Consider the following 14,150-nt stretch of genomic DNA (forward strand, 5'->3'; position numbering starts at 1 on the left):
CCGAGGCGACTTCATCGCGAGCAAGCTTTGCTCCCACAGAATCAAGGACCTTTCCACAGGGTTAAGGGCCTTCCCACAAAATCAAGGAACCGTGATCATCTCCCGGACCTTGGCCGTCAATAGATCAAACGTGAACGGTTTGGTGATCATCTGCATCCCCGGGTCAAGGAAACCGCCGCGTACGGCTGCATGTTCAGCGTAACCGGTGATGAACAGTATCGGCAGGTCCGGGCGGATCTGCCGGCCGATTTCCGCCAGTTGCCGGCCATTCATGCCGGGCAGGCCCACATCGCTGATCAGCAGGTCGATGCGTTGGCCTGACTGGAGGATCGGTACTGCGCCGTTGGCGTCGGCCGCTTCCACAAAGGCATAACCCAGCTCGCTCAACACCGCGCTCACCAGCACTCGCACCGCTGGATCGTCCTCGACGATCAGCACGGTCTCACCGTCCTGCGCATACGGGGCGTGTGGCGTGTTGACCTGGGGCTCGTGGATTTCCTCACCGCGAAAGCGCGGCAGGTAAAGGTTCACAGTGGTGCCTTTGTCGACTTCGCTGTCGATGGTCACATGCCCGCGCGATTGCTTGCTGAACCCATAGATCATCGATAGGCCCAGCCCGGTGCCCTGGCCGATTGGTTTGGTGGTGAAGAACGGATCGAACGCGCGACCGATGATCGCTTCGGGCATGCCGCAACCGCTGTCCTGCACGCTCAGCACCACATAGTCGCCGGGTTCCAGGTTGGTGTAGGCGTCGGTGAAATCGGCATCCAGGTGCCGGTTGCAGGTCTTTACCACCAGGTTCCCGCCATTGGGCATGGCATCCCGGGCGTTGAGGACCAGGTTGAGCAGGGCGCTTTCCAGTTGGTTGGGGTCGGCTTCGGCGATCCAGAGCTGTTCGTCCAGCTGCATGTCCAGGCGGATGCTTTCGTTGAGGCTGCGTTGCAGCAGCTCGCCCATGGACAACACCAGCGTGTTCATCTGGACCGCCTTGGAGTCCAGCGATTGCCGACGGGAAAACGCCAGCAGGCGATGGGTCAGGCCGGCGGCGCGGTTGGCCGAGGTCACGCCCAGGTCGATCAGGCTGTCCAGGTCCTCGGTGCGGCCCCGGGCCAGGCGCCGGCGCAGCAGTTCGAGGCTGCCGATGATCCCGGTGAGCATGTTGTTGAAGTCGTGGGCGATACCGCCGGTGAGTTGGCCGACTGCTTCCATTTTCTGCGACTGGCGCAGTGCCTCTTCGTTATGGCGCAACTGGGCCGTGCGTTCTTCCACTTGCTGTTCAAGGGTTTCAAGGGTGGTTTGCAGGCGCAGTTCGCTGTTGCTGAGGTCGATCAGGCGGTCGCGGGCTTCGTACTGCCTTCGACGGCCTCGCAGGGCGGTGGTCACCAGGCTGATCAGGGTCACTGGGTGGAAAGGGCGCTCAAGGAAGGTCACGTTGCCCAGTTGCGTACCGATACGCGCCGCCGGGTTCTGTTCCGGGCCGCCGTGATGGGTCAGCAAGACAATGGGCAGGTCAGACCAGGCTGGTTGCTGCTCGATGTGCAGGAATAGCGCTTCCAGATCGGGCCCCACCAGGGCTTCCGAGGAAATCACCAGCAGGCCGGCACCTTTTTCCAGTTCTTCGCACAAATGGCCCAGATGACGGCAGATGAGGCCGGCAAAACCGGCCTCATTGAGGATCATCAAGGCGATCTGGCTGTCCCGCCCAAGCGGCGCGAGGATCAGCGCCCGCTCGGACAGGGGCTCGGCCAGCGTCACCGGTGTTCATCCCTGAGCAGCGGGTTGCTCTCGCCCATGTAAGTGGGAACCCCTCGCAAGACGCCTTGGAACGCCTCGAGCGGCTCGCCGATGGTCATGCCCAAGCCGCTGATGCGGTATTCGCGGATGGTCGACTCATGGCTGCCCGTACGTTTCTTGATGATGGAAATCGCCCGGCGCACTTTGCCCAGTGCTTCGAAATAACGCAAAAGAATCACCGTGTCAGCCAGGTAAGTAATGTCCACGGGCGCCTGCATGTCGCCGACCAGACCGTGCTGCGCAACAGTCATGAAGGTCGCCGCGCCCTTGCGGTTGAGGTAGAGCAACAATTCATGCATGTGCAGCACCAGGGCGTTCTCTTCCGGCATGGCCGCCTGATAGCCATTGATGCTGTCGATGACCACGGTCTTGATATCGCCCTCATCGACACAACGGCGCACGCGGTGGGAGAACTCGCCAGGGGACAGCTCGGCGGCGTCCACTTGTTCGATCAGCAGGTTGCCGGTCTCTTGCAGGGCTTGCAGGTCGATGCCGATGTTTTTCATGCGTTCGAACAACAAGCCCAGTTCTTCATCGAAGATGAACAGCGCGGCCTTCTCGCCGCGATGCACGGCGGCTGCGGCAAAAATCAGTGCTATCAGCGACTTGCCGGTCCCCGCCGGGCCGAGGATCAACGTGCTGGAACCGGTCTCGATACCGCCACCCAGCAGGGCGTCCAGTTCGCCGATGCCGCTGGAGAGTTGCTGGCGCAGGTATTGGCCACGGTGTTCGGCGGCCACCAGGCGTGGGAAGACGTGTACGCCGTCGCCCATGATGGTGAAGTCATGGTAACCACCACGGTATTTCTGCCCGCGATACTTGACCACCCGGATCCTGCGTCGTTCGGCGCCATAGTTGGGGGTCAGTTCTTCCAGGCGAATCACCCCGTGGGCGACACTGTGGACGGTCTTGTCGAGGGACTCGGTGGTCAGGTCGTCGAGCAGCAGGACTGTGGCGTCGTAGCGCACGAAGTAGTGCTTGATTGCGAGGATCTGGCGACGATAGCGCAAGGAGCTTTGCGCCAGCAGGCGAATCTCCGACAGGCTGTCGAGCACCACCCGGGTCGGCTTGACCCGTTCGACCACTTCGAAGATCTGTCGGGTCGCTTCGCCCAACTCCAGGTCCGAGGAGTACAGCAGGCTCTGCTGGTGCTCGGCATTGAGCAGGCTTTCGGGCGGGGTCAGTTCGAAAATATGAATGTTGTCGTCCAGCGTCCACCCGTGGGAGGTTGCGCCCTGACGCAGTTCACGCTCGGTTTCCGATAGCGTGATGTACAACGAGCGCTCGCCAGCCTTGGCGCCGGCCAACAGAAAATGCAGCGCGACCGTGGTCTTACCAGTCCCCGGTTCCCCCTCAAGCAGGAACACATGGCCGCGGGACAAACCACCGGAAAGGACATCGTCCAGTCCTTCGATGCCGGTGGCGGCTTTTGCACTGATCAACTCGTTAGATGTAGACAAAAATAGCCCTCTCATGACTAGGGAAGTGGGCAGCAGGCGGGGTATCGCCTGAATTCAACTGCCTGAACACTTGACCTTTGGCGCTGATGGCGGTTCCGCTTACATCGATAAAACGCGGTGTATTGCACAACTTTCGGCATGCACCGAAGGGCCTACAGACCCTGTTGCAGCGCCGGATCGTCGGGGTTCAACTGTTCAAGTTGCGCCAGCAGGATTTGAACATTCTGCAACTGGCCGGTCTCCTTCCAATAGTTGATCAGCAGCACCCGTGCCTTGCGGTCGGCGGGGTAGCGCTGGACAATTTCCTGCAGCTGTTTCAGCGCCGCTTCCACTTCCTGCTCGGCATGCAGGGTGGTCGCCAGGTCATAGCGGTAATGGCGGTTCTCGGGCTCCAGTTCCACCGCTTTTGCCAAGCCGAGCACCGCATACTCGTTCTGGCCGTGTTGCAGCAGCCACATGCCCAGCGCATGTTGCAGATAAGCCGACGCGGGCTGGGTTTGCAACTGTCGGGCGAGCAATAATCGTGCGGCTTCGCTTTGGCCCTGTTTGTCCAGCACCTCGATCTGCATGACCAGCGCCGGCAGGTTGTCCGGTTGCAGGCGCAAGGCCTGTTCAAGGGCTTGTTGGGCTTTCTTCAGTTCGGCGTTGTGCAGGTGCAGTCGGGCGAGCTGGTAGTGGGTCTCAGCGGTTTTCGGACCGTCCTCGAGCACCTGTTCCCAGGTGTCGATGGCTAACTGCATCGCCCCGAAATACAGGCCGAGGTCATCCGGCGACAAGCCCAGCAACGCGTTCACGGCGGCGAACCGGACATTCTGGTCGTCATCATCCAGGAGCGGGCCGAGCAACAGGCTGCGCTGACCCGTCGGCACCAGCCCGACGATGCTGCCAATGGCGGCCCGACGCACGTCCGGTGATTCGCTGTGCAGGTCCGCGTCCGCCAGCTTCAGAGCCTGGGGGCTGGGGTAGTTGGGCAGTTCGGCGTGTAGCCACACGCGGCGCTTGGGCGAAAGGTCCGGACGCCCCAATTGCTGGTAAAGCATCCGCGCTGCCCCTGGCTGCCCGTTGCGGGCGCTTCCCAAGGCTTCGCTGTAGCCACGTTTGATCGCTTCAGGGATCTGCGGCGTGGTGCTGCGTAGCCATACCGCGACAAGACCAATCACCAACAGGACACAGAGGCTGAGGAGCAGATAGCGGCGGCGAGGCGAGAGCATGCAGGGAATCCATTACCAGAAGCGTGAAATGCCGCAAGCTTCGGTCAGGTGGGGGCTTGAGTCAAACCCTGTGAAGCATCTCATGGGCCGAGGGTAAGCTTGCCCGAGTCAGTGTGGGAGCAAGGCTTGCCCGCGATGAGGGTGGCACATTTTGCAGCAATGCAACTGACACACTGCTATCGCGAGCAAGCTTTGCTCCCACAGGGTGCTCCTCCAAGAGGAGGTGGAGGTTAGCGCCAGCCGAAAAAAAGCCCCGCGTCCAAATGAGAAGCGGGGCAAAAATTTGGCTGGTTGCGGCCAACCAAAGGAGCTCGGTTGAGCAGGGGGATCAGTTGCTGGCGACGGTTTCCGGTTTCCAGCCGCCGCCCAGGGCCTTGTAGATCGCGACGATGCCGCGGTACAGGTCCACTTCGGCCTGGGCCTGTGTGTCTTCGGCGGCCAGGCGTTCGCGCTGGGCGTCGAGCAGCACGAGGAAGTCCACAGTGCCTTCGCGGTAGCGAATCTCGGCGAGGTCGGCGGCGGCGCGGCTCGATTCACTCTGGCGGATCAGCGAGATCAGCCGTTGTTGGCGTTTGCCGTAGTCACTGAAGGCGTTTTCCGATTCTTCCAGAGCCAGCAGCACTTGCTGTTCGTAGGTCGCCAGGGCGCCGTCCGCCTCGGCGTCGGCACCGCGCAAGCGAGCCCGTACGCTGCCCAGGTCGAAAGCCGCCCAGGTAATGCTCGGGCCCAGCGCCCAGGCGTTGGCCGCCGAGGAGCCGATCTGCGAGCCGCGGCCAGCCGTGAAACCGAGGAAACCGCTCAGGCTGACCCGTGGGAACAGGTCGGCCTTGGCCACGCCGATGCGCGCCGTGGCAGCGGCCAGTTGGCGTTCGGCACTGAGAATGTCCGGGCGCCGTTGCAGCAGTTCACCCGGGTCGCCGATGGGCAGGGCCTTGGCGATGGCCGGCAACTGTTTCGGGCTCAGGTCCACGCTGAGTTTGTCCGGACGCTCGCCCAGCAACGTGGCGATGCGATTGCGTTGACGCACCTGTTCGGCCTGCAACTGCGGCACGCTGGCTTCCACCGAGGCCAGGCGCGCATCGGCCCGCACCACATCGAGCTGATCGCCGACGCCGGCATCACGCAGGCTTTCGGTGATCTTGCGCGAATCCTGCTGGTTCTTGAGGTTCGCCAGGGCGATCTTTTCCCGCAGTTGCGCGCCGCGCAATTGACCGTAGGCGTCCACCAGTTCGGCGATCATGGTCACCTGCAACTGATAGAGATCGGCTTCGATCGCCTGCTGATTGGCATCGGTGGCTTCCAGGTTGCGCTGGATGCGTCCGAACAAGTCCAGTTCCCAGGCCATGTCCAGGCCCAGGTCGTAACGCTCGGTATTGACCCGGTCGGTGGTCTGTCCCGGGATCTGGCCTTTGCCCAGATTGCTGCTGGCACGGCTGGTGATGGTCGGCATGGCGTCATTGCTGGCGTCATCGCGAATCGCCCGGGCGGCCCGCAAACGGGCGAAGGCCACGCGCAACTCGCGGTTGCCTTCCAGGGAACGGGTCACCAACGCGTTAAGGGTCGGGTCGTCGAACTGCTGCCACCAGATGCCTTCGAACCGGGCACGGTCGAAATTCTTCTGGCCGGCGGCGCCGTCGGTGGCGGTGGTGATATTCGCCGCCTCCGTTTGCGGGGCCTTGTAGTCCGGGCCCACGGCGCAGGCACTCAAGGCCAACACCAGCAAGCTCGGCACGAACGCTTTCAAACTCATTGTTGCGCCTCCAGTTTCAAAGCCCGGGCCGCTTTGCGGGCCTCGCTGCGCTCGACGAAGTTGCGGATCAGTACATAGAACACAGGGGTGAGCAGCAGGCCGAAGAAGGTCACGCCGAGCATCCCGGAGAACACCGCCACACCCATGGCATGACGCATTTCCGCACCGGCACCACTGGAGAACACCAGGGGCACCACGCCCATGATGAAGGCGAAGGAGGTCATCAGGATTGGCCGCAGACGCAGGCGGCACGCTTCCAGCACCGCCGCCAGCGGGTTCATGCCTTCGAGCTGTTTATCCTTGGCGAACTCGACGATCAGGATCGCGTTCTTGCAGGCAAGCCCCACCAGTACGATCAAGCCGATCTGGGTAAAGATGTTGTTGTCGCCGCCGGAGAGAATCACCCCGGTAATGGCCGACAGCAGGGTCATCGGTACGATCAGGATCACCGCCAATGGCAGGCTCCAGCTTTCGTACTGTGCCGCGAGCACCAGGAACGCCAGCAATACGCAGAGCGGGAACACGAACAGTGCGGTGTTGCCCGAGAGGATCTGCTGGTAGGTCAGGTCGGTCCACTCGTAGGTCATGCCGTTGGGCAGTTCGTCCTTGAGCAGTTTCTCGATGGCTTTTTCAGCCTGGCCGGAGCTGTAGCCCGGGGCGGCGGCACCGTTGATTTCAGCGGTGATGAAGCCGTTGTAGTGCATCACGCGGTCTGGCCCCGAGGTGTCGCTGACCTTGATGAAGGTCGCCAGCGGGATCATCTCGCCACGGTTGTTGCGCACCTTGAGCTGGCCGATCTGGTCCGACTCGAGACGGAACTGCTGCTCGGCCTGGACGTTGACCTGGTAGGTGCGACCGAAGCGGTTGAAGTCGTTGGCATACAGCGAACCCAGGTAGATCTGCAGGGTGTCGAAGATGTCGCTGACGGCCACGCCGTGGGTCTTGGCTTTTTCACGGTCGATGGCGGCATCGACCTGCGGCACGTTCACGGTGTAGCTGGTGAACAACCCGGCCAGTTCCGGCACGCTGCGGCTCTTGGTGATGATGTTCATGGTTTCTTTGTACAGCTCGTCGTAGCCCAGGTTGCCCCGGTCTTCGATTTGCAGGCGGAAACCACCGATCGTACCCAGGCCCTGTACCGGCGGCGGTGGGAAGATCGCCATGTAGGCTTCCTGGATCCCGGCGTACTGGCCGTTCAAGGCACCGGCGATGGCGCCGGCCGACATGCTCGGGTCCTTGCGTTCGTCGAAGGGCTTGAGGGTCACGAACACGATGCCGGCGTTCGGGCTGTTGGTGAAACCGTTGATCGACAGGCCCGGGAAGGCCACGGCGCTTTCAACGCCCGGTTGCTTGAGGGCCAGGTCCGACATGCGCTTGATCACGTCTTCGGTACGGTCCAGGCTCGCGGCGTCCGGCAATTGGGCGAAGGCCACCAGGTATTGCTTGTCCTGGCCGGGCACGAAACCGGTCGGGGTGGTGGAGAAACCGAAGAAGGTCAACACCATCAGGCCCGCATAGAGCACCAGGGCGATGCCGCTGCTACGAATCACTCGGGCGACGGTGCCCACGTAACCGTGGCTGGCGCGCTCGAAGAAGCGGTTGAACGGACGGAACAACCAGCCACCGAAGAGCTTGTCGAGGAACTTGGAGAAACGGTCCTTGGGCGCGTCATGACCCTTGAGCAATACCGCAGCCAGGGCTGGCGACAGGGTCAGGGAGTTGACGGCCGAAATCACCGTGGAGATGGCAATGGTCAGGGCGAACTGCTTATAGAACTGCCCGGTCAGGCCACTGATGAACGCCGCCGGAACGAATACCGCGCACAGCACCAGGGCGGTGGCGATGATCGGGCCGGTCACTTCGCCCATGGCGCGCTTGGTCGCCTCCACCGGGGTGAGCCCCAGTTCGATGTTTCGCTCGACGTTCTCCACCACCACGATCGCGTCGTCCACCACGATACCGATCGCCAGTACCAGGCCGAACAGCGAGAGGGCGTTCAACGAGAAGCCGAACAGGTGCATCACCGCGAATGTACCGATCAGCGAAACCGGCACCGCCACCAATGGAATGATCGAGGCGCGCCAGGTCTGCAGGAACAGGATCACCACCAGCACCACGAGAATCAGCGCTTCGAACAGGGTGTGCACCACCGCCTCGATGGAGCCACGGACGAAGATCGTCGGGTCATAGACGATGCTGTAGTCCATCCCGGCCGGGAAGCCCTTCTTCAACTCTTCCATCTTCTCGCGAACGTCGTTGGAGATCTGGATGGCGTTGGAGCCCGGACGCTGGAAGATCGGGATCGCCACTGCCGGCTGGTTGTCCAGCAGCGAGCGCAGGGCGTATTGGCTGGAACCCAGTTCGACCCGGGCGATATCCTTCAGGCGAGTGATCTCGCCGTTGGCGCCGGAACGAATGATGATGTTCTCGAACTCTTCCTCGTTCACCAGGCGACCCTGGGTGTTGATCGAGAGCTGGAAAGCCTGGGCGTTGGGCGCTGGCGGTGCACCCAGGGCGCCGGCCGCCACCTGGCGGTTCTGTTCACGGATCGCGGTAACCACGTCGGTGGCGGTCAGGTTGCGCGAGGCGGTCTTGTTCGGATCCAGCCAGACTCGCAGGGAGTAGTCACCCATGCCGAACAGCTGCACATCACCCACACCACCCAGGCGCGCCAGCTCATCCTTGATGTTGAGCAGGGCGTAGTTGGACAGGTAGAGCATGTCGTAGCGTTTGTCCGGCGAGGTCAAGTGCACGACCATGGTCAGGTCGGGCGACGCCTTGTCCACCGTGATGCCGATCCGGGTCACTTCTTCCGGCAGCTTGGGCTCGGTCCGGGTGACGCGGTTCTGCACCTGCACCTGGGCGTTGTCCAGGTCGGTGCCCAGGGCGAAGGTGATGGTCAGGGTGATCTTGCCGTCAGCGGTGGATTGCGAGGACATGTACAGCATGTTCTCGACGCCGGTGATGGCTTGTTCCAGGGGCGCGGCAACAGTCTCGCCGATGACCTTGGGGTTGGCGCCCGGGAAGTTGGCGCGCACGACCACGGTCGGCGGCACGACTTCCGGGTATTCGCTGATCGGTAATTGGAACAGCGAGATGGCGCCGGCGATCAGGATCAGCAGCGAAAGCACTGCTGCGAAGATCGGCCGCGAAATGAAGAACTGGGAAAATTTCATCTTGGATTCAGTCCCTTAACCGCGTGGGGTCGCAGCGGCCAATTTGCCTGCCGCCCCTGACGCGTCCTTGGATGGCGCGACTTGGGGCAGGTTGCTGGCTTCGAGCGCTTTACGTTGTTGTGCCAGGGCGGCAATGGTTTCGTCGCTGGCCATCGGCACGGTTTCAGGCGTGACCGGTGCACCCGGACGAGCCCGTTGCAGCCCCTTGACGATGATGGTGTCGTCCTTGCTCAGGCCGCTGCGCACGATGCGCAGGCCTTCGATCTTCGGACCCAGTTCGACGGCGCGGTAGGCCGGCTTGTTCTCGGCGTCCATCACCAGCACGAATTTCTTGCCCAGGTCGGTGCCGACGGCTTCGTCGTTGATCAGCACGGCGGCGTAAGTGCCGCTGCCCACCAGTTTCAGGCGGGCATACAGGCCTGGGGTGTAGGCACCGTCCTTGTTGTCGAACACGGCACGACCACGGATGGTGCCGGTCTGCGGGTTGACCTGGTTGTCGACGAAGTTCATCTGGCCCTGGTGCGGGTTGCCGTCTTCGTTGGACAGGCCCATGTAGACCGGTGTGGCCTGGCCGCGCTGGCCCTGGCGGGCAAGTTGGGTGTACTTGAGGAAGACGCGTTCGTCGGCATCGAAGTAGGCGTAGACCTTATCCGTGGAGACCACGCTGGTGAGCGGGGTGACGTCAGCGGTCACCAGGTTGCCGGCGGTGATGTCCGCCCGGCTGACGCGACCGCTGATGGGCGAGGTCACCCGGGTGAAGCTCAGGTTCAGCTTGGCCAGGTCCAATTGTGCCTGGATGGCCGCAGCGGCGGCGCGGGCTTCCTGGGCGGCGCTGGTGCGCGAGTCGGCCAGCTCGGCGGAAATGGCATTGCTCAAGCGCAGGCGTTCGCCACGCTGGGCTTCGTTCTCGCTGCGGGTGGCGGTGGCGCGGGCTTGGGCCAGTTGGGCTTCGAGACGACGTACTTCAGCCTGGAAGGGGCGTGGGTCGATCTGGAACAACAGGTCGCCTTTCTTGACCAGCGCACCTTCGGTGAAGGCCACTTCGTCGATCTGCCCGGAAACCCGTGGGCGGATCTCGACGGTTTCCGGCGCTTCCAGGCGGCCGGTGAACTCATCCCATTCGTTGACGGGCTGCTCCAATACCTTGGCCACACTGACTTTGGCCGGCGGCATGGACGCTGCCGTGTCGGGAGTCTTGCCGCAGGCGCTCATCACCAGCACCGCCAGCAGCGCGAGGGGAAAACGCAGTTTTGAAAGTGAATGTTCCATGGATAGCATCCGCCAATGTATTGAGAATGGGCGGATGATGCGTGGCGCAAGGCAGAGGAACGAATCGAATGAAGCAAAGGTAACTATCATTCAGAATGATATAAGCCATCGATAAGGCCTCTAGTCCGGCGATGCTATCCATTGGATGTTGAGTTTATTGTGGCGAGGGGATTTATCCCCGCTGGGCTGCGCAGCAGACCCCAAAAGATTCAGGGTTGCTGCGCAACCCAACGGGGATAAATCCCCTCGCCACAGCCTACTGCGGCAAATAGATGTCATGGACTCGCTTGACTGTCCCATCCGCGCGAAGCGCTTCAACCGCTTCGCGCAAGTCCTCGACCATTTTTGGCGAACATTGCTTCGAGCAGGCCAGGTAAAGGTCAGCGCTGCTGCCGACCTTACTCATGAGCAGTTTGCGCTTGGACACCTTCGGCCAGATGTACAGACTCTCCGGCACGCCGTTGAACCAGGCATCGATACGCCCCATCAACAGCATCTGGGCGGGGTTGTCGCCGATGGCCAGCGGATAGATCTGTTCATCGCTGAACCCTTCGGTGCGCAGGATATCTTCCTGTGCACTGCCCAGGCCGACGCCGATCTTGCGATAGGTTTCCTTCGCTTGGGCGAAGCTGCTCACCCGTCGCTCAAGGCTGAAAAAAGCACGCTCCATAGGCATGATCGAAGCGATCCAGGTGAAGCGATCCTCGCGGGTAGGGATGCGCGACAGTGGCGCGATCAAGTGGTCATGTTCTTCACTGACGTGTTTCTGTGCCCTGGCCCAGGGGAGTAGATGGATTTTTACGGCGTACCCGGCCTTGGTCATGGCCGCCACGGCGACATCGCCAACGATTCCGTGGCCCCTGGGGTCGTTGACGAATGTCAGCGGCGGCGCGTCGAGGATATGCAGTTCTATCTCCAAGGGTTCACCGCGTGCGTTGTTGACAACCAACAGCGGTAACAACAGACAAAGCCTGGGTAGCGCTCTGGTGGGGGCATTCAAGACGCGTTTGCTCGGGCTCATGATCAATACTTCAGGCATTGGAAAGTGGTGCGCCATTCAAAGGGGGCGCGGAAACAGCGTCTTGCAGGCCGACGTTTTTATGTCATGCAGCGCACCCGAAGCGGGTTTGCCACAGTCGTCTTATCAGGACACGCCAGTCTGTTGCCTTGGCCTGACTGCGTGTACTTGAAGGTATAGATCATCCGCTCGACAAAAACCTTGAGCCAGCGCACGGGTTTTTATTTCGGTGCAAAGAGGTGTGATTCATACGGGGTTGGCTCGGGCCTGCTCGGCAATCAATTGCACCAGTATCCCCGCGGGTTCGGTGAGGCTTTGTCGAGGTCGATGGACGAGCCCGACGTCACGGTGGAAGGTGTGCTCCGCCAGGTCGAGGGCGCGCACACCCTCTGGCCATTGGTGGTGGGTCGCGGTTTGCGGCACCAGGGCCACACCGACGCCGTTTCCAACCAGCTTGATGATGGCCTCCAGTTCATCCAGCTCGCTGACTTCGTGCAAGGCGAAATGCATCTTGCGCAGGAAACGGTCCACCTGCCGGCCACCGAACGACGCCCGGTCATAACGAATGAAGGGTTGGCTGCCAAGCAGTTCAGCCCAGTCGTCTCCGGGGAGCGCGCTTGGAACGATCAGTCGATACGGCTCCAGCGCCAGGGTCATCCAGCGCAGGTCGCTTTGCAGCGAGAACGGCGGGCGGATGATGGCGGCCATGTCGATTTCGCCAGCATCCACCAGGTTGATCAACTCCATCGACACGCCAGGAAGGACCCGCGTGCGGCACTGCGGACATTGTTGGTGAAACCTGGCGAGCGCGTCTGGCAGGAAGGAGCGCTGCACCGAAGCGATAGCGCCAATGTTCACCAGGACGCTGGGGGCAAGCCCGGCAGGACTCGCGCCAAGATTGTCGTAAAGGCGCAACAATTCTTGGGCTTGCAAGAGTATTTGATGGCCCATCCGATTGAGATGAGCCGAGCGTCCCTTGCGGTCGAAAATCTCGAAGCCAAGCTCGGCCTCCAGGCGCTGGATCTGTGCGCTGACCGCCGCCTGGGTGAGGCCGATTTTATTGCCTGCGGCAGCGAAAGTACCTTCCCGTGCTACGGCGATAAGGGTCTTGAGTTCTTTGATCATTCACAAATATTAATTGTGTTACTGAGAGAAATATATTGTTTTTCTTGTTTTGAGCCCGGCCTTACGATGGCCAGGTCCTTACAGAAAGCAGCAGGAGCCATGATGAGCCTTTCTCCCTTCCACCTCGCAATCCCTGTTTATGACCTTCCAGGCGCTCGAGCCTTTTATGGCGAAGTGTTTGGGTTGCAAGAGGGTCGCTCCAGCGCGCACTGGGTCGACTTCAACTTCTACGGCCATCAGTTGGTTATCCATGAACAGCCGAAGACCGCTTCCCAAGAGAGCGCCCACAGCAATCCGGTCGATGGGCACGACGTGCCGGTGCCTCACTTCGGCATCATTCTGGGTTGGCAGGAGTGGGAAGCGCTGGCCGAGAGGCTGAAATCCTTTGGCACCGAGTTTGTGATCGAACCTTACATACGTTTCAAAGGACAGGTTGGAGAGCAGGCGACAATGTTTCTGTTCGATCCTTGCGGTAATGCGCTGGAATTCAAGGCGTTCAAGGATATGAGCCAGATTTTCGCTAAATAGAAGGAAGGGGCGTGCCGGCAGCTTGATAGTGGCTGGCTTGTGACGCTATTACTTAATGGTCACAAGTTGTCAACGATCTTCAGGATGCGTAAGCTGCCTCCATGAACCAGCCCTCAATACCTTCGCCCAGCACCCGCGGCCCCGCCGATCACGACATTCGAAACCAGATTGTCGCGGCGGCCAACGAGCATTTCAGTCAATACGGCTACGGCAAGACCACGGTGTCCGACCTGGCCAAGGCCATCGGGTTCTCCAAGGCCTACATCTACAAGTTCTTCGACTCCAAGCAGGCGATTGGCGAGGCCATCTGTAGCCAGTGCCTGGCAGAAATCGTCGCGGCGGTGGAGCAGGCCATCAGTGAAGACGGGCTTTCAGCGACGGAGCGTTTTCGCCGCTTGGTCAAGGCGCTGATCACCACAGGCGTTAACCTGTTTTTCAATGATCGCAAGCTCTATGACATTGCAGCGTTTTCCGCGTCTGAACAATGGCCCAGTTCGCAAGTCTACAACGCTCGGATCAAGAGCTTCGTGTTGCAAATCGTGCGCGAGGGGCGCGAGCTGGGCGAGTTCGAGCGCAAGACGCCCCTGGACGAAACCGTAGACGCGATCCATCTGGCGCTGCGGCCTTTCGTCAATCCGTTGTTGCTGCAGTACAGCCTCGATTACGTCGAGGTTGCCCCCACGCTCACCTGCAACCTGATCTTGCGCAGCCTCATGCCTTGAGCTGTGGCTGAAGATTGCACCCAGGCCATTGCAGGCGCTTTATCCATCCGATTCGCCCCATGCTCCAGCGGCTGATGATCGCCTTTATTTATCCAGT

At 61.2% G+C, this 14,150-nt stretch carries 10 protein-coding genes; 2 read left to right on the forward strand and 8 right to left on the reverse strand.

Annotated elements, in window-relative coordinates; genetic code table 11:
- Window positions 1-81: 81 nt before the first annotated feature.
- The 8 genes from AB4O09_RS14755 to AB4O09_RS14790 all read right to left on the reverse strand — a co-directional run bounded on the left by AB4O09_RS14755 (window position 82) and on the right by AB4O09_RS14790 (window position 12,803).
- Window positions 82-1,755, reverse strand: a complete 1,674-nt coding sequence (locus AB4O09_RS14755) for a response regulator (protein WP_013693470.1) — start codon at window positions 1,753-1,755, stop codon at window positions 82-84.
- A complete protein-coding gene (locus AB4O09_RS14760; RefSeq protein WP_003202301.1) occupies window positions 1,752-3,254 on the reverse strand; it encodes an ATPase domain-containing protein in 1,503 nt (500 codons plus the stop codon). The genes AB4O09_RS14755 and AB4O09_RS14760 overlap by 4 nt, the downstream gene beginning before the upstream one ends.
- 152 nt (window positions 3,255-3,406) lie before the next feature.
- Window positions 3,407-4,465 (reverse strand): tetratricopeptide repeat protein, encoded by a 1,059-nt coding sequence (locus tag AB4O09_RS14765; RefSeq protein ID WP_003202300.1) that lies wholly within the window; start codon window positions 4,463-4,465, stop codon window positions 3,407-3,409.
- A 328-nt stretch (window positions 4,466-4,793) separates the two neighbouring features.
- Complete coding sequence (locus tag AB4O09_RS14770) at window positions 4,794-6,215, reverse strand: efflux transporter outer membrane subunit (RefSeq protein WP_003202299.1); 1,422 nt, start codon at window positions 6,213-6,215, stop codon at window positions 4,794-4,796.
- Entirely contained in the window at window positions 6,212-9,391 is a 3,180-nt protein-coding gene (locus AB4O09_RS14775) for an efflux RND transporter permease subunit (protein ID WP_003202298.1), read from the reverse strand. The genes AB4O09_RS14770 and AB4O09_RS14775 overlap by 4 nt, the downstream gene beginning before the upstream one ends.
- 15 nt (window positions 9,392-9,406) lie before the next feature.
- On the reverse strand, window positions 9,407-10,660 hold the full coding sequence (mexE, locus tag AB4O09_RS14780; RefSeq protein WP_003202296.1) for a multidrug efflux RND transporter periplasmic adaptor subunit MexE: 1,254 nt from the start codon (window positions 10,658-10,660) through the stop codon (window positions 9,407-9,409).
- Between the two features lie 256 nt (window positions 10,661-10,916).
- On the reverse strand, window positions 10,917-11,681 hold the full coding sequence (locus AB4O09_RS14785; protein ID WP_003202294.1) for a substrate-binding periplasmic protein: 765 nt from the start codon (window positions 11,679-11,681) through the stop codon (window positions 10,917-10,919).
- Window positions 11,682-11,924: 243 nt separating this feature from the next.
- Window positions 11,925-12,803: a LysR family transcriptional regulator gene (locus AB4O09_RS14790; protein ID WP_069970768.1), complete on the reverse strand. Its 879-nt coding sequence runs from the start codon at window positions 12,801-12,803 to the stop codon at window positions 11,925-11,927.
- 102 nt (window positions 12,804-12,905) lie between these two features.
- Here AB4O09_RS14790 and AB4O09_RS14795 point away from each other — a divergent pair, with 102 nt between their 5' ends.
- Entirely contained in the window at window positions 12,906-13,331 is a 426-nt protein-coding gene (locus tag AB4O09_RS14795; RefSeq protein WP_003202291.1) for a VOC family protein, read from the forward strand.
- A gap of 101 nt (window positions 13,332-13,432) precedes the next feature.
- The gene (locus AB4O09_RS14800; protein ID WP_003202289.1) at window positions 13,433-14,053 is read left to right on the forward strand and encodes a TetR/AcrR family transcriptional regulator; all 621 of its coding nucleotides are present in this window, start codon (window positions 13,433-13,435) and stop codon (window positions 14,051-14,053) included.
- The last annotated feature ends 97 nt before the right edge of the window (window positions 14,054-14,150 follow it).

This window comes from Pseudomonas sp. H1_F01, assembly GCF_054681425.1.

Excerpts from the sequence above, each read along its gene's own strand:
- AB4O09_RS14765 (WP_003202300.1), bottom strand. The coding sequence starts at position 4,465 with ATGCTCTCGCCTCGCCGCCGCTATCTGCTCCTCAGCCTCTGTGTCCTG.
- AB4O09_RS14800 (WP_003202289.1), top strand. The coding sequence starts at position 13,433 with ATGAACCAGCCCTCAATACCTTCGCCCAGCACCCGCGGCCCCGCCGAT.
- AB4O09_RS14795 (WP_003202291.1), top strand. The coding sequence starts at position 12,906 with ATGAGCCTTTCTCCCTTCCACCTCGCAATCCCTGTTTATGACCTTCCA.
- AB4O09_RS14785 (WP_003202294.1), bottom strand. The coding sequence starts at position 11,681 with ATGAGCCCGAGCAAACGCGTCTTGAATGCCCCCACCAGAGCGCTACCC.
- AB4O09_RS14790 (WP_069970768.1), bottom strand. The coding sequence starts at position 12,803 with ATGATCAAAGAACTCAAGACCCTTATCGCCGTAGCACGGGAAGGTACT.
- mexE (WP_003202296.1), bottom strand. The coding sequence starts at position 10,660 with ATGGAACATTCACTTTCAAAACTGCGTTTTCCCCTCGCGCTGCTGGCG.
- AB4O09_RS14775 (WP_003202298.1), bottom strand. The coding sequence starts at position 9,391 with ATGAAATTTTCCCAGTTCTTCATTTCGCGGCCGATCTTCGCAGCAGTG.
- AB4O09_RS14770 (WP_003202299.1), bottom strand. The coding sequence starts at position 6,215 with ATGAGTTTGAAAGCGTTCGTGCCGAGCTTGCTGGTGTTGGCCTTGAGT.